This is a genomic window from Streptomyces tubercidicus (assembly GCF_027497495.1).
GTDB lineage: Bacteria > Actinomycetota > Actinomycetes > Streptomycetales > Streptomycetaceae > Streptomyces > Streptomyces tubercidicus.
The window spans coordinates 1,275,164-1,294,822 of sequence record NZ_CP114205.1 but is presented as its reverse complement, the minus strand read 5'-3'; the positions used below and the strand labels follow the sequence as shown (position 1 = coordinate 1,294,822).

Below are 19,659 nucleotides of genomic sequence, written 5' to 3'. Positions count from 1 at the left end.
GCGGGGCGCCCGCCAACGGCTCAGTTCTTCACGGCCCGCAGCGCGTACAGCAGCGGAACGATCGGCTCCGACGGCGGAAGACGCCACCAGCCGTTCTCGCCCGGCACCATCGAGTCGAACCGCTTCCAGGGCAGCAGCTCGGTCTCCCGCACCAGTTCGACGGTCAGCCCCGCGCCGACCACGGCGGAGATGACCTCCCCGAGGCCGTGCCGCCACTCATAACTCGTCGTGGCTCCCTGTACCGGCGGACCATCGGTATAGGTGCACGGGGTGTCGCTCCTGAGGGGACCGCGACCCCCTAAGTAGTCGTTGCGGAGCCGCAGTTCCTGTTGGTCCGGCCCCCCGGCCGGCCCCAGGGAGTCCAGCAGCGGATGGAACTCGACCAGATAGAACGTTCCGCCGGGCCGGAGCAGTGAGCTGACGATCCCCGCCCAGGCGGTCAGATCCGGCAGGTAGCACAGCGCGCCCTTGCCGGTGTAGATCACATCGAAGCGCTGCGCCCCGAGCGCCTCCGGGGCCCGGTGCACATCCGCCTGGATGAATTCCATGGCCCGGCCGGCCTCCCCGGCGAGCCGCCGGGCCTCCGCGACCGCCGCCGCGGAGAAGTCGAGCCCCACCGTCCGCGCCGCGCCCCGTTCGGCGAACGCTGCCGTCTCGGTGCCCAGATGGCACTGCAGATGCAGGACGTCCCGTCCGGTCAGCTCGCCGAGGTCCGTCCACTCGAAGGGCGCGAACCAGTCCTCGGCGGTGCGGGAGCCGTCCAGTCCGTAGAACTCGCTGGCCACATGGATCGGGGTGCGGGCGTCCCAGTTCGCCTGGTTGGCCAGGACCATCTCCTCGGCGGTGGGCGGAATTCCCGGACGGGCCGTCAGTTCACTCTTGTTCATGGTCATCCGTCCCTTCTACCGGTCGGGCCGGGGTGGCCACCAGGGGGGACGGTGTGGCGATGTCGGCGCCTCCCCGCCCCGGCCGACTCCTCGTCCGCCATCGAGAGGTGTAAAGCGGAGAGACGGTGGTAGGCGTCCTCACGCAACGCCCCATTCCGCAACGGCTGTTGCTCGGGTGGCAGCCGTGGCGGACGCGGCAGGGCCCGGGTGTGTTCCTGGGCCGGGCCCCGGCCGCGCGGGGGGCGTGCCCGGCGTCGGGTGTCGCCGGACATGGAACGGGCCGCTGCCTGTGAGTGGCTGGTGGCGGCCCGTACCCCCGGCTCCGTCCGGTCTGCCTACCGTGGCCTCGAACGCCCGCTCGTGACACCCCGTCATCTTCCAAACGGTCACCACCAACACTGTCGCTCGTCTGCAACAACCCCCATCCGCTGGGTATGTTGGGGACTGCGGGGCGTAGTCGTATCATCACGCGGCGGCCGGCCGCTGCCCCCTGGCCAATGGCTGTCGAAGCGACGGGAAAAGTGTGGAATGAGCCAAGAGACACGACCGCAGTCCAGCGCCGTCGACGTCAGCATCCCGAGTGTGGCGCGGATGTACGACTACTACCTGGGCGGCAAGGACAACTACGCCGTCGACCGAGAAGCCTGCGACGAGCTGAGCAAGGTCGTGCCGAGCACACAGGTGCTGGCGATCAACAACCGGCGCTTTCTGCAGCGGGTGGTCCGCTGGCTGGCGCGGGAACACGGCATCCGGCAGTTCATCGACCACGGATCCGGCCTGCCGACCCAGGACAACGTCCACCAGGTCGCCCAGCAGGTCGACCCGGAGTCCCGTGTGGTGTACGTCGACAACGACCCCATCGTGCTGGCACACGGCCGCGCGCTCCTGGAGGAGAACGCCAACACCGCCGTCATCCAGGCCGATATGCGGGACACCGACGGCATCTTCGGCAGCTCCGAGGTCGAGCGGCTGATCGACTTCGACCGGCCCGTCGCCGCGCTGTTCGTCTCCGTGCTCCACTGCATACCGGACGCCGACGACCCGGCCGGTCTGATCAAGCGGGTCGCCGACCGGCTCGCGCCCGGCAGCTTCCTGGTGGTGTGCCAGCTGGTCAGCGAGGATGCCGCGACCCGCGATTTCGTCACCGAATTCATGCGGGTCTCCACGCACGGCCAGTGGGGCCGGGTGCGTCAGGCGCATGAACTGGCCGGATTCCTGGACGGGTTGGAGATCCTGGAGCCGGGCCTGGTGGAGGTCTCCACCTGGAAGCCGGACGCGGACATCGGCCCCAAGCAGCTCACCCAGGAGTGGATCGAGTACGGCGGCGTCGCCCGCAAGCCGTAGGCCCTGTCGGCCGGGCGCGGCCGCCCCGCGACATGGCAGCGGGGCGGGGCACCCCGGTGGGTACCCCGCCCCGCTCCCTTCGCCCTGTTCCGCCGGCGCCGTGCGGCTCAGCTCTCCTGCTTGAGCAGCCGCTCCAGGATCGCCACGGATTCGCGCGGCGACTCGGACTGCGCGCTGAGCCGGTCCATCACCGCGAGGTAATGATCCACATCATCGCGCTTGTCCAGATAGAGCGCGCTGGTCAGCTGCTCCAGATAGACGATGTCCGGCAGATCCGGCTCCAGGAACCGCAGGATGGTGATCGGACCACCGGCCGCCGCCAGTCCACCGAGGCTGAACGGCGCGATCTGCAGGGTGACGTTCGGCAGCTCGGTCATCTTCAGCAGATGTCTGAGCTGACCCGTCATCACCTCCGGTCCGCCGAGCGGGCGGCGCAGTGACGCCTCGTCGACCACCGCCCACACCCGCGGTGCGTCCGGGAGGGTGAGCAGCTCCTGACGCTGCACCCGCAGCCGCACCCGGCGCTCGATCTCCTCCGGCGAGGACCGCGGATGGCCGAGCTCCGCCACCGCGCGGGCATAGTCCGCGGTCTGCAACAGGCCCGGGACGAACTGGACTTCGTATGTGCGGATCACCGAGGCGGCCTCTTCGAGGCCGATATGCGTCTCGAACCAGCCGGGCAGCACATCGCCGTACTGATGCCACCAACCGGGGCTGCTGGTCCGGCGGGCCAGCTTGAGGAAGTCGGCGCGGACCGACTCGTCCGTGACGTTGTAGAGCGTCAGCAGATCGGCGACATCCCGCTCCTTGCAGCTCACCCGGCCGAGTTCCAGCCGGCTGATCTTGGCGTGCGAGCCGCGGATGGCGTCCCCGGCGGCCTCCCGGGTGATGCCCGCCGCTTCCCGCATCCGGCGGAGCTGGGTGCCCAGTACGATCCGCAGGACAGTCGGGCCGCCCCGCGGATGGTCGAGATAGCGGCGCAGTGACGGACCGCTGCTCGGCTGCGCGGCACTCATGCGGAAACCTCTCTTCGCTCGGCCTCGCAGTCGCGCGGCGCGCACCTTCCCACGGTCCGCTCGCGGCGCTCGCTCATGCTGACTCCCCAGAGTGGTCGGGCGAACGCCCAGTGTCCCATCACCCCAAGTCTGCGTATAGCCGGGGTGACTATCCAGGCGACATATGCGCCAATCCTGGCGGCGTCCGCGTCAGTCCCGGGCGATGAGATCGTCGAAGTCGCCGTCCTTGGCGCCCTGGACGAAGGCCACCATCTCATCGCGGGTGTAGATCAGTGCCGGTCCGGAGGCGAACCGGGAGTTGCGCACCGCCACCCCGCCGTCCGAAAGAACCGCCAGCTCAACGCAGTTGCCACTGGGGTTGCTGCGGCGGCTCTTGCGCCAGACGGCGCCTTCGATGCTGGTGGCCTGTATGCCGTTGCTCACCGACTCCATCACAACTGCTCCCTTGCTGGAGGGCATTCCTCCGACCGATGCCGGGCCCGCGATCACCTTGGCGTGAACGAGCCCCTGGGCCGCCGTACTTGCCGATGTAATTGCAGATGCACTTGCACCGGGTGACGACTGCCGAGGATATTAACCCTCCGAGGCAGTCCGGCCCAGTCCCGAAATCCCTTTCGCGGAGATGTTGATGACCACACATCCGGCAGAGACCGTGCACGACACGCTTCGGGAGGAACCCTGTGAGGACGCCTGGTGGCTGCCCGCCCCCGACGGCTTCGCCGCCTGCGCCCTCAGCGGCACCGCACGTACCGTGCCGGAAGCCCGCCGGTTCACCCGGCTCACCCTCGAAGGCTGGCAGGTGTGCGCCGGACTCGCCGACGACGCGGTCCTGGTCGTCTCCGAACTCGTCAGCAACGCCCTGCGCCACAGCCCCCGCGACCCCGGGCCGGATGACGAGGGCAGTGCGGCACCCGCGCCCTTCTGTACGGCATGGCTGGCGCTGACCCGGCAGGAGAGCACGGTGCTGTGCGCGGTCTCGGACGCCGGCCCCGGCGCTCCCGTCATCAGGCCCCAGGAGGCCCTGGCGGAATCGGGCCGCGGTCTGTACATCGTCGACCGGCTGAGCGAGTCCTGGGGCTGGACGACCCCCGACCGGTCGGGGAAGACGGTCTGGGCGACGATGTCGGTACGCGGCTGAGAGCCGCCCGTAGGCGAAGGCGAAGCCGATGGATCTGCTGTCCCTGCGCTACTTCCGTGCGGTCGCGCGCCGGGAGCACATCAGCCGGGCCGCCGAGGAATTACGGGTGGCCCAGCCGTCGGTGAGCCGGACGATCGCCCGGCTGGAGGCCGAACTGGGCGTGAAGCTCTTCGACCGGCACGGCCGGGCCATCCGGCTCAACCGCTATGGTGCCGCGTTCCTGACCCGGGTCGAGCGGGCGCTGGACGAACTCGACGACGCCCGCAGGGAGATGGCCGATGCGGCCGGACTCGACGACGGCGCGGTCACCGTCGCCACCGAGACCCTGCTGCCCCTCACCGAACTGCTGGCGGGCTTCCGCGCCGCCCACCCCGGGGTCACCGTCCGGTGTCTGCTGTCCACCCCGGAGGTGATGCGGGATCAGCTGCGCACCCGGGAGGTCGACTTCTGCATCGCCTCCCAGCCGCTGTCCGGGCCCGGCCTCGGCGCGGTACGGCTGCTGCACGAAGAAGTGCTGCTCGTGGTGCCCGTGGGTCATCCACTGGCCGTCCGGGAGCGGGTCACGGTGGCCGAGCTCGCCGAGGAACCCTTCATCACCACCGGGACCGGCCACTGGCAACGCACGCTACTGGACCGGCTGTTCACCGGGATCGGGCGCCGGCCGGTCATCTCCTGCGAGGGCGATGAACCGGGCGCCACCCACTTCCTCGTCGCGGCCGGGCTCGGCATCGGCCTGATCCCCGCGCTCGCCCGCGCCGAACTCCCGCACGTCCCGCTCGCCTGGCTGCACGTCGACAGCCCCGACTGCGTACGGACCCTGAGTCTGGTCCGCCGCGAGGACAGCTATCTGTCCACCGCCGCCGCCCGGTTCCGCGACATGGCCGCCGCCCACTTCGCCGAACGGCCGCAACACGCCTCCATGGAGGACGAGTTGCGGCCGTCTGCGGGAGGAGCGGGCAGGGCCTAGCCGTCCTTCGGCGCGGCGTCCTCCAGGCCGAAGGCCGTCAGCAGGCGTTCGGCGGCCAGCGTGGCGGTGAGTTCGCCGTCGCGCACCGCGCGTTCGACCTCCGGGCCCAGACGGCGTACCTCGGGGTGTTCCTGGAGGCGGTCGATCAGCCGCTCGCGCACCATCGACCAGGTCCAGTCGACCTGCTGGACACGGCGCCGCTCGGCCAGCGCCCCGGTGGACTCCAGCAGGGTGCGATGCTGCTCGACCCGCTCCCAGACGCCCTTCAGACCGGTGCCCTCGCGGGCGCTACAGGTCAGCACGGGAGGTGTCCAGGCCGCGTCCGGCGTGGGGGTCCCCCCTGCTCGAGCGTTGTCGAGAGCTTGGGGGCGCAACAGCCGTAGCGCGCCGGACAGTTCACGGGCCGCGGAGCGCGCGTCCCGCTCGTGCGGGCCGTCGGCCTTGTTGACGGAGACCAGGTCCGCCAGCTCCAGCACACCCTTCTTGATGCCCTGGAGCTGGTCGCCGGTGCGCGCCAGGGTCAGCAGCAGAAAGGTGTCGACCATGCCCGCCACGGTGGTCTCGGACTGGCCGACGCCGACCGTCTCCACCAGGACCACGTCATAGCCCGCGGCCTCCATCACCACGATGGACTCCCGGGTGGCCCGCGCCACCCCGCCCAGCGTGCCGGACGTGGGGGAGGGCCGGACGAACGCCGCCGGGTCCGTCGACAGCCGCTCCATCCGGGTCTTGTCGCCCAGGATGGAGCCGCCGGTACGGCTGGAGGACGGGTCGACGGCCAGCACCGCCACCCGGTGCCCCATCCCGGTCAGCAGCGTGCCGAGCGCGTCGATGAAGGTCGACTTGCCGACGCCCGGCACCCCGCTGATGCCGACTCTGCGGGCCGCGCCGGAGTACGGCAGCAGTTCGACCAGCAGCCGCTGGGCCGCCGCCCGGTGATCCGGGCGGGTGGACTCGACCAGGGTGACGGCGCGGGCGATCCAGGCCCGGGACCCCGCCCGGACCCCCTCGGCGTACCGTTCGACATCGATCGTCGCAGGCATGACCCCCCGATCAGAGCTCGTGGCCGAGGACCGACGCCAGGTCCCGCACCAGGTCGTGTGCGGCCTCCGGGATGACCGTGCCGGGCAGGAAGACCGCGGCGGCGCCCATGTCCCGCAGCGGCTGCACATCCTGCGGCGGGATCACCCCGCCCACCACGATCGTGATGTCCTCGCGGTCCTCGGCGGCCAGTGCCTCCTTCAGCGCGGGCACCAGGGTCAGGTGGCCGGCCGCCAGCGAGGACACCCCGACGATATGGACGTCCGCCTCCACCGCCTGGCGGGCGACCTCGGCCGGGGTCTGGAACAGCGGGCCGACATCGACATCGAAGCCCAGGTCGGCGAAGGCCGTGGCGATCACCTTCTGGCCGCGGTCATGGCCGTCCTGGCCCATCTTGGCCACCAGGATGCGCGGCCGGCGGCCCTCGGCGCGCTCGAACTCGGCCACCAGATCCCGGGTGCGCTCCACGCCGGAGGAGGGGCCCGCTTCGTCTCGGTACACACCGGAGATCGTACGGATCTGGCCGGAGTGCCGCCCGTAGACCGTCTCCAGTGCGTCCGAGATCTCACCGACCGTCGCCATCGCGCGGGCCGCGTCCACCGCCAGCGCCAGCAGATTGCCCTCCAGCCCCTCCCCGGGACCGGACTCGGCCGCCGCGGTCAGCGCGCTCAGCGCCTTCCGGCAGGTCTCCTCGTCGCGCTCGGCGCGCAGCCGCTTGAGCTTCTCGATCTGCTGGGCACGCACCGAGGAGTTGTCGACCTTGAGGACCTCGATCTCCTCATCGGTCTCCACCCGGTACTTGTTGACGCCGATCAGCGCCTGCCGCCCCGAGTCGATCCGCGCCTGGGTCCGGGCCGCGGCCTCCTCCACCCGCAGCTTGGGGATGCCCGCGTCGATGGCCTTGGCCATCCCGCCGGCCGCCTCCACCTCCTCGATGTGCTGCCAGGCCCGGTGCGCCAGATCGTGGGTGAGCTTCTCGACGTACGCGCTGCCGCCCCACGGGTCGATGACCCGGCAGGTGCCCGACTCCTGCTGGAGGAACAGCTGGGTGTTACGGGCGATACGGGCGGAGAAGTCCGTGGGCAGGGCCAGCGCCTCGTCCAGCGCGTTGGTGTGCAGGGACTGGGTGTGGCCCTGGGTGGCGGCCATCGCCTCCACACACGTCCGCGTGACGTTGTTGAACACGTCCTGCGCGGTCAGCGACCAGCCCGAGGTCTGCGAATGGGTGCGCAGAGAAAGGGACTTGGGGTTCTTCGGCTCGAAGCGCTGGACCAGGCGCGCCCACAGCAGCCGGGCCGCGCGCAGCTTGGCGATCTCCATGAAGAAGTTCATGCCGATCGCCCAGAAGAACGACAGGCGCGGGGCGAAGGCGTCCACATCCATGCCCGCCGCGATGCCCGCGCGCAGATACTCCACGCCGTCGGCCAGGGTGTACGCCAGCTCCAGATCGGCCGTCGCGCCCGCTTCCTGGATGTGATAGCCGGAGATCGAGATGGAGTTGTAGCGCGGCATCTTCTGCGAGGTGTACGCGAAGATGTCGGAGATGATCCGCATCGAGGGCTGCGGCGGATAGATGTAGGTGTTGCGGACCATGAACTCCTTGAGGATGTCGTTCTGGATGGTCCCGGCCAGCTTCTCGGGCGGTACGCCCTGTTCCTCCGCGGCCACGATGTACAGCGCCAGTACGGGCAGCACCGCGCCATTCATCGTCATCGACACGGTCATCTTGTCCAGCGGGATGCCCTCGAAGAGCTGCCGCATGTCATAGATGGAGTCGATGGCGACGCCCGCCATGCCGACATCGCCGGTCACCCGCGGGTGGTCGCTGTCGTAGCCGCGGTGCGTGGGCAGGTCGAAGGCGACCGACAGGCCCTTCTGGCCGGCCGCGAGGTTGCGCCGGTAGAAGGCGTTGGACTCCTCGGCGGTGGAGAAGCCGGCGTACTGCCGGATCGTCCAGGGCTGGTTGACGTACATCGTCGGGTACGGGCCGCGCAGATACGGCGTGATGCCCGGGTACGTGCCCAGGAAGTCCAGGCCGTCGAGGTCTGCGTCGGTGTACAGCGGCTTGACGTCGATGCCCTCCGGCGTCTCCCAGGTCAGGTCCGCCACGCCCTTGCCGGTGGCCTGCTGGACGGCCTCCGCCCACCGGCCGGTTTCCGCTGCGGCGCCCGGCTCGCCCAGCTCGACCGTGCTGAAGTCCGGGATGGCGCCCGCCTGTTGTGTCGTGTCGTTCATCACGCCACCTCCATGACATCCAGGGCCGAGGACAGCACCTCGACCGCGTCGCAGCCCGTGAAGACGAAGGAGTCCACACCGGCCGCTGCGAATTCGTCCCGCCGCTCGCCCGGCTTGCCCGCCAGATGCACCCGCAGCGCACCCGCCGACTTCAGCGCGGCCGCCACGGCCACCGCCTGCTCGCCGTACACCGCGTCACTCGCACACAGACAGGCGATCCGCGCCCCACTGCGGGCGAACGCCTCGGCCACCGACTCCGCGTCCACCGCGGCGGGCTCCTGGACCGTCTCGATCCCGCCCGCCTGGAACAGATTGGCGGCGAACGCCACCCGCGCGGTGTGTGTCGCGACCGGGCCCAGCGCGGCCAGAAAGACCTTCGGGCGGGCGTCGTGCGCCGCCAGATGCGCATCGGAGCGCGACCGCAGCCGCTCGTACGCGTCGTCCCTGCGCACCCGCGGCAGCCCTCCGCCGATCGGCGTGGGCGCCGGTTCGCGGTGTACCGGCGGCTCGGCGAGATGCGGGAACTCGCTGACGCCGGTGACCGGTTCGCGCCGGTGGGCGAGGTCCTCGGTCCGGCGCTCCCAGGTGGCGGCCAGCCGGTCGGCGATCATCCCGGAGCGCAGCGCCGCGGCCTGTCCGCCGGCCCTCTCGATCTCCTGGAACCATGCCCAGGCCGCGCCGGCCAGCTCCTCGGTGAGGCTCTCCACGTACCAGGAGCCGCCCGCCGGGTCGATCACCTTCGACAGATGCGACTCGTCCAGCAGCACGGACTGGGTGTTCCGGGCGATCCGGCGGGCGAACGCGTCGGGCAGGCCCAGCGCGGCGTCGAACGGCAGTACCGTCACCGCGTCGGCGCCGCCCACCCCGGCGGACAGCCCGGCGACCGTGGTGCGCAGCATGTTCACCCACGGGTCCCGACGGGTCATCATCACCGTGGAGGTGACGGCGTGCTGGCGCTGCGCGGACGCGGCGGGGGAGGCCCCGCACACCTCGGCGACCCGCGCCCACAGCCGGCGGGCCGCCCGCAGCTTGGCGATCGTCAGGAACTGGTCAGCGGTGGCGGCATAGCGGAACTCCAGCTGCCGGCAGGCGTCGTCGATGCCGAGCCCGGCGCCCGTCAGCTGCCGCAGATAGGCGACGCCGGTGGCCAGCGAGGTGCCCAGCTCCTCGGCGGCCGAACCGCCCGCCTCGTGGTACGGCAGCGCATCGACCGCCAGCGCGCGCACACCGGGTGCGTCGGCGGCGCAGCGCTCGGCCATCCGGGCGGCCGACTCCAACTGGAGGCGCAGCTTGGCGTCATCGCCCGTACGGGCCAGCAGGCCGAGTGGGTCGGCGCCCAGACAGCCGGCCGCCTCGCGCAGCGGCGCACCGGACGCGGTGTACAGCCGCAGCAACTCCTCGGCGGCCGCCGCGAAATCCGCGCCCGCGTCCAGCACCACCGCGGCCAGGTCCAGATAGACGCCCCGCAGCGCCTGCTCCAGACCGGCCACCGGTACCCCGCCGTCGCCGACGGTCAGCCAGAGCGAGGTGACGCCGTTCTCCAGGTCGGCCAGGATCGCCTCATTGGCACGCTGCGGATCGGTGTGGACCTGGCGCTGGCGTACGTCCCACCCGGCGACGGTCGTGCCCTCCGGCCGCCCGGCCCGTACGAACGGCGGGAAGCCCGGGTGGCCCAGGGCGGCCGTACCGTCCTCGGCGGTATAGAGCGGGCGGACGCGGATGCCGTCCTGCAGATCGGTGCTGAGCACGTCCTCGGTGGCGGGGCCCGTCGCCTCGGTGACGCCCGATTTGCGCAGCACGCCTTCGACGAGGCGCTGCCACTGTGCACGGTCGGCATCCGGGAAGGTTGCGGCCAGGGGGAGTTCGGGGGACTCGGCGGTCATGACAGCAGGCTAGGCGAACGACCGTTAGCTGGAGCAGGGGCTCCAGCTGTGACGTTGCACTCGTTGACCATGCGGGGATATTGATATCCATGCGTCAGGTGGGGCGAGTGGGGCGGTTCGCCTGCCTCGCATGATGTCTCGCCCGTCTCACCATGACGTCGTCCGGTGGCGCACGGGACGTGTCTGCCCGGGGCCGTCGGCGCAGGTTCAGTACGGTGGGCGCGGCACCCGACCGAGGAGCGCAATGCCCAAGGCGCCGATGACCCGGACCGTGAGCGTCGCCACGTCGCTCCTGGCCGTCGCCGTACTCCTCTGGGCGCTGCCGTGGACCGATACCCCCGGGCGCGCCGCGGGTTGCACCGGGCGCCGGATCGCCTCCTGGTCCGCCGATTCCCGGCATACCGCGGAATTCGCCCGTTACGGCAATGACAACACCCGGGTGGACGACTGGACCGGCGGCGACGGCACCCACTCGGTGCGACTGCCCGACGGCCGGACGCTCTGGCTCTTCTCCGACACCTTCCTCGACCGGATCCAGGCACCGCCCGGTCCGCAAGGACAGCACCGCCGTTGGCGCACCGCCGACAGTGGCGGCACCCCCTTCCTGCGGCACAACTCCGCCGTGGTGATGTCCCGTTCGGGCCGCCTGGAGCGCACCCTGACCGGCGGCACCGCGGCCGCTCCCGGACCGTTCTTCCCCGACCCGCCCGGCGGCGGCTGGCGCTGGCCGGTCCGCGCGAGCGTGGAACCCCGCAGAGCCGGATCGGGCCGGAAGGTGGTCCGGGTCCTGCTGTGGAACCGCGCCCCCGGCACCGGACCGTGGATCTTCGGCGTGCCGCACAGCACCGAGGTCGCCACGCTCTCGCTCCCCGGCCTGCGCCTGGAAGGCATCACCCGGACCGTCGGCCCGACCTCGGCGGACCCGGGACGGCGGGTCCTCTACGGCGCGGCGGCGGTCCGCGACGGCGGCTGGACATACGTCTTCGGCAGCGACGACCCGCCGTCGTCACCCGCCTCCAGCGCCTATGCCGCGCGGGTCCCGGCGGGGCGGCTCGGGGACCGCGCAAGCTGGCGGTTCTGGGACGGCGCCCACTGGCAGCGGCGGGCCGGCCGGGCCCGGCCGGTGCTGCGGGACGGTGGCCGGCGCGGTGTCGGCAGCGCCTTCACCGTCGTCCGCGACGGCCCCGTCTGGGTGCTGATCACCATGGACACCGGGGGCGGCGGGGCGGCCGGGATGCGCTCCCTCACCAGCTACTGGTCCTGCTCACCCCACGGCCCCTGGCACGGGCCGAACGGCCGGCTCACCCCGCCCCGTCCACCGGCCCCCGACCCCCAGCACGTCGCCGTCTACAACCCGCAGGCACACCCCGAATTCACCACCGGCGGCCGGCTGCTGCTCAGCTACGACATCAATTGGCTCGGCCCGCCCGGCGTCCCGGCCGACGCCCGCCTGAACGGCGATGTGGACCTGTACCGGCCGCGTTTCCTGCGGCTGCGGATGGGCCCCGCGGGGCCGTGAACCGGGGCGGGTCAGCCCGTCGGGCCGGCCGTCTCGCCGGAGCCGGACGGGCCGGACGGTTCGGGACGGTTCGGGCTCGGTTTGATGACGGGAAAGGCGTTGTCCCCGCCGCACACCATGGGGCCGATCTCGTCGTCCCCGTGCTTCAGCTTCACGGTGACCTTCTCCGCCGGCATGTCCCCGGGCACCCGGGCATTGGCCGCGGTGCACACCAGCTGGTTCAGCGAGGGGGAGTCCAGCCGTTCGATGGCCACCGGAAGGGTGATCAGCACGGCACCCTTGAAGGTCTCAACGGTCGGCGGCGCGAGGAGCTTCGGCAGCACACTGGTCAGGCCGCGCATCCGCTCCGCGTGGTTCGGACCCTTCATGAGCACGTCGAGGGCCGTCTGCGGATCCACCGTCCCCTTCGTCGGCCGGGTCGCGGAGCGCAGCCCCGAGGGACCGTAGAAGAACAGCTGGATGCCGGCCTCGCGCCGGCCCGGCGACTTCACACCGGTGGCGGGTTCACCGGCGTCGATGACATCGGTCGGGGCGATACCGCAGCCGGCCAGTACCCCGGAGAGGGTGACGGTCAGCGCCCCGGTGAGGGCGCCGCCCAGGACGAGCCGCCGGGCCCGCCCCGTGCGCCGGGCCTTCGGGGCGTTCGTCGCGCTCATACGTGGTTCTCCTTCCCGGCCTCGGGACCTGCGCCGTCCCGGTCCCCGTCCGCGGTCTCCCCGGCCGCCCGGTCGCCGTCCGGCGGGTCGGCCGCCCCCTCGGCCGCCCGCGTGGGGGTCTCGCCCTGGCGCAGCGGCAGATCCACCGTGAACACCGCACCGCCCTCCGGGGAGTTGGCGGCGCGCATGACGCCGCCGTGCAACCGTACGTTCTCCATCGCGATGGCCAGCCCCAGGCCGCTGCCCTCCGAACGGGCGCGGGCGGAGTCCGCCTTGTAGAAGCGCTCGAAGACATGCGGCAGGACCTCGGGGTCGATACCGGGGCCGCTGTCGGAGATCTCGATCAGCAGCCGGTCCGCGCCCGGCTCCGGGGCGTGCAGCCGCACCCGGACCGGCTCGCCGCCGTGGTGCAGGGCGTTGCCGACCAGGTTGGCGACCACCACATCGAGCCGCCGCGGATCGAGCCGGGCCCGTACGTCGGCCGGCAGGTCCGTCGCCACCCGCTTCTGCCAGGCCCTGGCCTGCAGGGTCTTACGGATGGTCTCGGCGACGTCCACCTCGTCGAGATGGAGCGCCGCGGCCCCCGCGTCGAACCGCGAGACCTCCATCAGATCCTCCACCATCCGCGCCAGCTTCCCGGTCTCCTGGCTGATCAGCCGGACCGCGGAGGCGGTGTCGGGGTCGAGGGAGTCGGCGTCCTCGTCGAGCACATCGGTGACCGCTGACATCGCCGCGAGCGGCGTCCGCAGCTCGTGTGAGACATCGGCCGCGAACCGCCGGGCATTGGACTCCAGCCGGCGCAGCTCGGCCATGCTCTCCTCCAGCCGGGCCGCCATGTCATTGAACGTCCGGGAGAGATCGGCGAGTTCATCGGCGCCCTTGACCTCCAGCCGGGTGTCCAGCTTGCCCTCGGCGATCCGCCCGGCGGCCTGCCGCAGCCCCCGTACGGGCCGGAGCACCCCGCGCGCGGCGAGCAGCGCCGGGATCACGGTCAGCACCAGCACCGGCAGCGCGCCCCGCTGGGCGGCGCTCACCAGCGCCTCGACATTGCCCTCCTCGGCGTCCAGCGGCAGTCTGGCGTAGACGGACAGCGCGGAAGCCGTGCCGTCGGTCTGCCGCACCGGCATCCCGATCAGCAGCGAGGGACTGCCGTCGCGGGCCACGCGCTGGAAGACCGGCACATGGCGCTTCTCCACCGACTCCCTGAGGCCGGCCGGGAAGACGAAGTGGGGCGGCAGCCCCCCGCTGGAGCGGTTCCCCACGCCGCGGTAGTGCACGGAGATGTCCCAGGCGCGGGACGTCCCGGAGCGCTCCAGCTGGCTCCGGAAGGACTCCAGGTCGGCCTTGGTCGGCGGCACCGGGAGCTCCGGAGCCAGCGAATTGACCTGCGCCCGCAAATCGTTGACGGCGATGTCCTGGGAGCGCTGGAGGATCGCGTTGCGGGCCTCCTGGTAGGTCAGCAGTGTGGTGGTCAGCGCACTGACGGCGGCCACCACCAGGAATCCCACGACGAGCCGGGCCCGCAGCCCACGCAGCAGCTGGGGGTTCCCGCGCCCGAGGCGGGGAAGGGCCGCCCAGCGGCGGGGGCGCTTCACAGGGGCCCGAAGCGGTAGCCGAAGCCACGCACGGTCTGGACGTAACGGGGGCTGCGCGGGGTGTCCTCTATCTTCGTCCGCAGCCGCATGACACAGGCGTCGACCAGCCGCGCATCGCCGTGGTAGCTGTGCTCCCACACCTGCTCCAGCAGCTGCTGGCGGCTGAAGACCTGACCCGGGGTGGCGGACAGGAACAGCAGCAGCTTCATCTCCGAGGGGGCCAGCGCCAGATCCTGGCCGCCCTTGCCGACCACCAGGCCGGCGCGGTCTATGGCCAGTTCGCCGTAGGTCTCGACCGGGGCCGGGCCCGGCTCGGCGGCGGCCGGGGTGCCCTCGGCCGGCAGCGCGGTACGGCGCAGCACCGCACGGATGCGGGCTTCGAGGACCTCACCACGGGCCGGTTTGACGATGTAGTCGTCGGCCCCGGCCTCCAGGCCGAGCACCACGTCGAGGTCGTCGCCGCGGGCGGTGAGCATGATGATCGGCAGTTGCCGTTCGGCACGGATCAGCCGGCACACCTCGAAGCCGTCCTTGCCGGGGAGCATCAGATCCAGCAGCACGATGTCCGGACGGAAGCCCGGCAGGACCTTGAGCCCCTCCTCGCCGCTGGCCGCGGCGGCCACTTCATGGCCGCGCCGCCGTAGCGCGAGGGTCACTCCGTCCCGTACGGCGGCGTCGTCCTCGATCAGAAGTACACGTGGCATGGGTCCAGTATCAATAAGTTTCGTGATGGATCGGTAACAGAGGCAGCCTTCCCGGTCCCTGGCGCATCTCTCGTAGTGCAGGGCGGCGGGTGTGACCACACCCGCCGTCGGTCGGAACGCACACGAGCACGGTACGAGGGACGGGAATTCGGGATGGCACGGGGCATCGGTAAAGAGGGCGGGATCATCGGGGTGACCGCGGCAGCGGTGGTGTCACTGGCGGTCGCGGGGACGCTGATCTTCTCCGGAGCCGGCTCGGACTCCAGCGCGGCGGACAACGCCCAGCAGCCCAAGAAGGCGCCCCGGGCCGTCGCACCGGTCGACCCCTCCATCGTGCACGCCTCGGACCGCCCCGGCCGCAGCCTGAACATCACCATCGACGACGGCCCGGACCCGGTCTGGACCCCGAGGGCCCTGGACGTGCTGAAGGAACAGAACGTCAAGGCGGTCTTCTGCATGGTCGGCCCGCAGGCCAAGGCGCACCCCGACCTCGTCAAGCGGGTGGTGGCCGCGGGCCACAAGCTCTGTGACCACACCATCACCCACAACACCGGTATGGCCAGCGAGTCGGAGAGCTACCAGAAGAAGGAGATACTCGACGCGCAGAGGATGATCGAGGACGCTGCGGGCGGCACACAGGTCGAGTACTACCGCGCCCCCGGCGGCGCCTTCACGCCCTACAGCCGGAAGCTGGCCGCGGACCACGGCATGCGACCGCTGGGCTGGAACGTCGACAGCAAGGACTTCGAGGGCGGCAGCGTCGAGTCGATCGACGCGACGGTGCGCAATGAACTCCCCAACGGCCCGACCGTCCTGTTCCACGACGGCGGCGGCGACCGCTCCCGGACCGTCGAGGCGCTGAAGCGGCTGCTGCCGTGGATGAAGCAGCAGGGGTACGGCTTCGGCTTCCCGAAGCGCTAGGCATTGGCCGCAGAAGTCCCGTCCTCCCCCTCCCGGAGGGCGGGACTTCTGCGTACCCGCCTCAGGGGGCGACAGTGCCGCCGCCCCCGCCCTTGCCCCCGCTCCGGCCCCCGCTCACGCCGCGCCGAACAGCTCCGCGAGACCGCGCTCCAGGCCGAGGTAGGCCGGCTCGGCGCCCGCGGGCACGGCCGCGTAGGAGCGGACGAGGAACCGCCGTACGTCCTCGGTCTGCAACTGGACCATGGCGATGCCCTCGTCCGCGTGGAACTCCATCACCGTGCGGTCCGGACCGGACGGCCGCACCCGCACATCGCCCCGCCCGGCCGGCACCCGCAGCCCCTCGTCGAGCAGTTCGCGGGCGAACGCCCAGTCCACCGTCGAGCCGTCCAGGGAGATCTCCGGCGGAAAGGACATCCGCACCGCCAGCGGGTCGGCGGGCTGATACTGCAGCACCGCGGGGACCGCGTGTGGGCCGGGGGTGGTGGCGATGAGACGGACCTGGACGGCTTGGTCGATGACGGGGTCCATCGCGCTGCTCCCTCACGGTGTCGGATCCTGGGCAAAGGTTCGTCCAGTAGGACGGCGTGCCCGGCCTCGTAGTGCACGCGACATGGGTGTGAGGTATCTCATGTTGCGGTGCTGGTGGCTTCGTGCCGGGTCATGGCGTGTGCGCAGGTCATGCGGCCCGCCTCGATGGCTCGATGGACGGGCCGCTGCCCGGTGGCTCAACTCCCCGGCAGACGCCGCACGTTCTCGTGCGAAACGCCCCGCCCGCTACGGAAGCCGCTGTCCCGGAAGGGCTTCCGCCCCCGGGTACACCAGGAACTCGTCCAGGATCCCCGGCGCCGCCGTCGAGGCGAGGGCGGGGGCGTCGGCGGCCGGGAGGTCCGGGATGCGGTAGCCGTCCTCGCCCGCCGCGACCGCCGCGGTGAGCGTGACCAGACCGGCCCGGCGGGTGAACGGCGAGGTCGAGAACGTCCAGGCGGCGATGGCCTCGCGCTGGAGGGCGACGGTGTCACGGCTGAAGGTGCCCGAGCGGGCGACCAGATACGGGCCGTCGAGACCGTGTCCCAGATTGCGGTAGGCGTCCCGGGCCAGCCACAGCGTCAGCGCCGTGGCGACCAGTGCGTAGATCCAGGCGCAGTGCAGCAGGACCGGAGTGAACGCCGCGCCGAGACCGGCGAGAACGGCGGTACCCGGCAGGACCACGAACAGCAGACCGCGCACCCGGCGCCGGCGCAGGGCGACCCGGGGGTGCGGGGTCAGTTCCGCCGGTGCCGCGCTTCCCGGGAAGGGCGAGCGCAGTGCGCCGCCCGCCACCCGCAGTGCCTCCGCGCGGGGCGCCGGCGGCAGCAGCCCGCTGCGCTTGCGGTTCTCCTCGCGGTTACCCAGACCACCCGCCACCGCACGCACCAGCGCCCCGCCGCCGGCCCGCAGCAGCAGCGGTTCGCGCAGCACCACCCCGCGCAACCGGACCCGTTCGATGGTGACCGCACGGGTGGTGAGCAGCCCGCGCCGCACCCGCAGCGTGCGCGAGTCGGTCCACTCCAGGCAGTAGCTCCACCAGTTCTCGACGTACAGGACGACCGCGCCGACCGAACCGAGCGCGAGGATGGCGAGCAGCGCCGCCGGGATCGTCAGCCAGAGCGCACTGGCACCGAATTCGGTGAACGCCTGCTGGACGAGGCCGATTTTCCAGGGCTCGATGCCGATGCCGTCCAGGGCCCGGTAGGCCCCTCCGGCCACCACGAACACCCCGCCGATGACCCAGAAGGTGAGCGGCGCATAGCGCAGCCAGCGCCAGCTGATCCGGGCCACCACCGGGTCGTTCGCGACCGCCTCGGCATCGGCGTAGGCGAGCAGCTCCGCGCGCAGCCGCTCCGCTTCGGGGACCGCGAGCGCCTCCAGGGAGAGTTCACTGCTGCCGTCGCCCGAGCCCGCCGTACCGGCCCGCAATACGGTGACGCCCAGCACCCGGTGGATCGGTGTCGCGGTCAGATCGACGGTACGGATCCGGTGCAGCGGCACACTGCGCAGCCGCCGGGTCAGCAGCCCGCTCCGCACATCGAAGGTGGGGGAGGCGCCGCCCGGTCCGCTGCCGGGCCGGGGCACGGTGATACGGAAGTCCGTACGCGCCCACCGGATGAGGCCGAGCGTGGTGAGGACGGCGAACGAGGCGGTGAGGGCGGCGAGCGTGATCCAGGCCTCGACGCTGATCCGGCCCCCGGTGGCCAGCGCCGTCAGCGCCAGCGAACCGAACGGCGCCGCCATCCAGCCGCAGTGCACCAGAAGGGTGCGCGGATCCAGCCGCCGCCACGGGGCCGCCTCGAAGGAGGCGTCATCAGAGGGAGTGTCAGATGAGGCGACGGGCCCGGATCCGGCGGGCGCTCCGGGTGGTACGCCGGCCGCGCCGTGCTCCTGTGGGGTGCTCATGCGGCATCACCCGGCACGTCCTGCGCGGCCTCCCCGATCAGCCGGGACAGCTCCTCGGCGTCCGCGTCGGACAGCCCGGCGATCTTGATGTCACCCGCGGTCGAGGCGGTGGTGACGGTCACCGTGGCCAGCCCGAACCGCCGCTGGAGCGGCCCGCGCGCGGTGTCCACCGTCTGCACCCGGCTCAGCGGTGCGATCCGCCGCTTCTGCCAGAACCAGCCGCCCGCCGCGTAGACCGCCCGGCCGCCCAGCTCCCAGGCGTGCACCGCGTACCGCCACCGCGGCATCACCAGGAGATAGCCGAGGGCCGGCAGCACCAGCACGACCAGCAGCAACGGGCCCAGCCAGGGCAGCGCGCCCGGGAAGAAGAGCAGGGACAGCACCGCGAGAGTGATCGCGGTCAGCAGCATCGGGCCGCTGAGAGTGAGCAGCGCCTGGAGCGTCCACCAGCGGCGGGCCCGGGGATCGACGCGGTGGCGGGGTGGTCGCAGCAGCGGGGCGGCGGACTCGGGCATGAGGGGTCACCGGTTTCCAAGTCAAGCGTATTGAGTAGCGATACGTTATAACGGTACAAGCGACTTGTAAAAGCGGAACGGCTCCCCGGGAACGACTCCGCGCGCGGGGAACCGCGCACTGTACGAAGGAGGTCATCCGTGCCCAAGAAGGTGGACCACGAAGCCAGGCGCCAGGAGATCTCCGAGGCGCTGTGGCGGATCGCCGGCAGCCGTGGCCTGGACGGAACGAGCCTGCGCGATGTCGCCGCGGAGGCCGGTATCTCGCTCGGCCGGCTCCAGCACTACTTCCGCACCAGGGACGAGATGCTGCTCTTCGCCCTCCAGCACATCAACCGGCTGGCCGGGGAACGGATCCGGGAGCGCATCGAGGGACTGGCCAAGGATCCGACGCCCTATGAGGTGCTGCGGGCCTGTCTGTCGGGCATGCTGCCGCTGGACGACAAGAGCCGCATCGGACTGCTGGTCAGCGCCGCCTACTATGCCCGCGCGGTCCATGACGAGGAGTTGCGCGCCGAGGCCAGGAACGGCATCCCCCGGCTCCGCGCCTTCTTCGCCGAGCAGCTGCGGCTGGCGGCGGAACGCGGCGAACTGCCGCCGGAGCGCGCCACCGAGGACGAGGCGATGCTGCTGATCAGCCTGACCGAGGGGCTCGCCACCTACGTCCTGCTGGAGGTGCACAGCCCCGAGACCGCGCTACGACTGCTGGATCAGTATCTGGCGAATCTCTTCGGGGCGGGGCAGGCGGGGCCCGCCGGGGTGGAGCGGACGGTGGCCGCGGGGGCCGAGTGAGGGAGGGGGAGTTGTC

18 protein-coding genes are annotated in these 19,659 nt (G+C 71.7%); 6 read left to right on the top strand and 12 right to left on the bottom strand.

The annotated features are described in order from the left end of the window. Nucleotides 1–20 precede the first annotated feature (20 nt). Nucleotides 21–893 (bottom strand): class I SAM-dependent methyltransferase, encoded by an 873-nt coding sequence (locus STRTU_RS05495; RefSeq protein WP_159742501.1) that lies wholly within the window; start codon nt 891–893, stop codon nt 21–23. Nucleotides 894–1,415: 522 nt separating this feature from the next. Here STRTU_RS05495 and STRTU_RS05490 point away from each other — a divergent pair. After that, entirely contained in the window at nt 1,416–2,231 is an 816-nt protein-coding gene (locus STRTU_RS05490; protein ID WP_159742500.1) for an SAM-dependent methyltransferase, read from the top strand. A gap of 107 nt (nt 2,232–2,338) precedes the next feature. On the opposite strand, the gene STRTU_RS05485 is transcribed toward STRTU_RS05490, so the two are convergent. Continuing rightward, nucleotides 2,339–3,247, bottom strand: a complete 909-nt coding sequence (locus tag STRTU_RS05485; protein ID WP_159742499.1) for a helix-turn-helix domain-containing protein — start codon at nt 3,245–3,247, stop codon at nt 2,339–2,341. Between the two features lie 189 nt (nt 3,248–3,436). Then, the gene (locus STRTU_RS05480; protein ID WP_159742498.1) at nt 3,437–3,679 is read right to left on the bottom strand and encodes a DUF397 domain-containing protein; all 243 of its coding nucleotides are present in this window, start codon (nt 3,677–3,679) and stop codon (nt 3,437–3,439) included. A 196-nt stretch (nt 3,680–3,875) separates the two neighbouring features. Between STRTU_RS05480 and STRTU_RS05475 the strand changes: the two genes are divergently transcribed. Further along, complete coding sequence (locus STRTU_RS05475; protein ID WP_159742497.1) at nt 3,876–4,385, top strand: ATP-binding protein; 510 nt, start codon at nt 3,876–3,878, stop codon at nt 4,383–4,385. A gap of 28 nt (nt 4,386–4,413) precedes the next feature. Beyond that, the gene (locus STRTU_RS05470) at nt 4,414–5,352 is read left to right on the top strand and encodes a LysR family transcriptional regulator (RefSeq protein ID WP_159742496.1); all 939 of its coding nucleotides are present in this window, start codon (nt 4,414–4,416) and stop codon (nt 5,350–5,352) included. Here STRTU_RS05470 and meaB read toward each other — a convergent pair. From meaB to STRTU_RS05455, 3 genes are read right to left on the bottom strand one after another with little or no spacing between them, the layout of a single operon-like run. Further along, entirely contained in the window at nt 5,349–6,395 is a 1,047-nt protein-coding gene (meaB, locus tag STRTU_RS05465; RefSeq protein WP_159742495.1) for a methylmalonyl Co-A mutase-associated GTPase MeaB, read from the bottom strand. The two genes, STRTU_RS05470 and meaB, sit on opposite strands and share 4 nt — an antisense overlap. A 10-nt stretch (nt 6,396–6,405) precedes the next feature. After that, a complete protein-coding gene (scpA, locus tag STRTU_RS05460; RefSeq protein ID WP_159742494.1) occupies nt 6,406–8,628 on the bottom strand; it encodes a methylmalonyl-CoA mutase in 2,223 nt (740 codons plus the stop codon). Beyond that, nucleotides 8,628–10,511 (bottom strand): methylmalonyl-CoA mutase subunit beta, encoded by a 1,884-nt coding sequence (locus STRTU_RS05455; RefSeq protein ID WP_159742493.1) that lies wholly within the window; start codon nt 10,509–10,511, stop codon nt 8,628–8,630. Before STRTU_RS05455 ends, scpA begins: the two co-directional genes overlap by 1 nt. Before the next feature lie 244 nt (nt 10,512–10,755). Here STRTU_RS05455 and STRTU_RS05450 point away from each other — a divergent pair, with 244 nt between their 5' ends. Continuing rightward, nucleotides 10,756–12,030, top strand: a complete 1,275-nt coding sequence (locus tag STRTU_RS05450) for a DUF4185 domain-containing protein (protein ID WP_159742492.1) — start codon at nt 10,756–10,758, stop codon at nt 12,028–12,030. An 11-nt stretch (nt 12,031–12,041) separates the two neighbouring features. Here the strand turns inward: STRTU_RS05450 and STRTU_RS05445 are convergent, their stop codons facing one another. Genes STRTU_RS05445 through STRTU_RS05435 form a run of 3 tightly spaced genes read right to left on the bottom strand, consistent with a single transcriptional unit; the run spans nt 12,042 to nt 14,985 of the window. Further along, nucleotides 12,042–12,686: a GerMN domain-containing protein gene (locus STRTU_RS05445; protein ID WP_159742491.1), complete on the bottom strand. Its 645-nt coding sequence runs from the start codon at nt 12,684–12,686 to the stop codon at nt 12,042–12,044. Continuing rightward, nucleotides 12,683–14,281: a sensor histidine kinase gene (locus STRTU_RS05440; RefSeq protein ID WP_159742490.1), complete on the bottom strand. Its 1,599-nt coding sequence runs from the start codon at nt 14,279–14,281 to the stop codon at nt 12,683–12,685. The genes STRTU_RS05445 and STRTU_RS05440 overlap by 4 nt, the downstream gene beginning before the upstream one ends. After that, nucleotides 14,278–14,985 carry a response regulator transcription factor gene (locus STRTU_RS05435; protein ID WP_159742489.1) on the bottom strand — a complete coding sequence of 236 codons (708 nt, stop codon included), beginning with the start codon at nt 14,983–14,985 and terminating at the stop codon, nt 14,278–14,280. The genes STRTU_RS05440 and STRTU_RS05435 overlap by 4 nt, the downstream gene beginning before the upstream one ends. Nucleotides 14,986–15,138: 153 nt before the next feature. Between STRTU_RS05435 and STRTU_RS05430 the strand changes: the two genes are divergently transcribed. Then, the gene (locus STRTU_RS05430) at nt 15,139–15,906 is read left to right on the top strand and encodes a polysaccharide deacetylase family protein (RefSeq protein WP_159742488.1); all 768 of its coding nucleotides are present in this window, start codon (nt 15,139–15,141) and stop codon (nt 15,904–15,906) included. Between the two features lie 114 nt (nt 15,907–16,020). On the opposite strand, the gene ssgD is transcribed toward STRTU_RS05430, so the two are convergent. The 3 genes from ssgD to STRTU_RS05415 form a co-directional block, all read right to left on the bottom strand. Beyond that, nucleotides 16,021–16,434 (bottom strand): spore wall synthesis regulator SsgD, encoded by a 414-nt coding sequence (gene ssgD / locus STRTU_RS05425; protein ID WP_159742487.1) that lies wholly within the window; start codon nt 16,432–16,434, stop codon nt 16,021–16,023. Between the two features lie 246 nt (nt 16,435–16,680). Beyond that, complete coding sequence (locus STRTU_RS05420) at nt 16,681–18,339, bottom strand: PH domain-containing protein (RefSeq protein ID WP_246240130.1); 1,659 nt, start codon at nt 18,337–18,339, stop codon at nt 16,681–16,683. After that, a complete protein-coding gene (locus STRTU_RS05415; RefSeq protein WP_159742486.1) occupies nt 18,336–18,854 on the bottom strand; it encodes a PH domain-containing protein in 519 nt (172 codons plus the stop codon). Before STRTU_RS05415 ends, STRTU_RS05420 begins: the two co-directional genes overlap by 4 nt. Nucleotides 18,855–18,992: 138 nt before the next feature. Between STRTU_RS05415 and STRTU_RS05410 the strand changes: the two genes are divergently transcribed. After that, on the top strand, nt 18,993–19,643 hold the full coding sequence (locus STRTU_RS05410; protein WP_159742485.1) for a TetR/AcrR family transcriptional regulator: 651 nt from the start codon (nt 18,993–18,995) through the stop codon (nt 19,641–19,643). Nucleotides 19,644–19,659 lie beyond the last annotated feature (16 nt).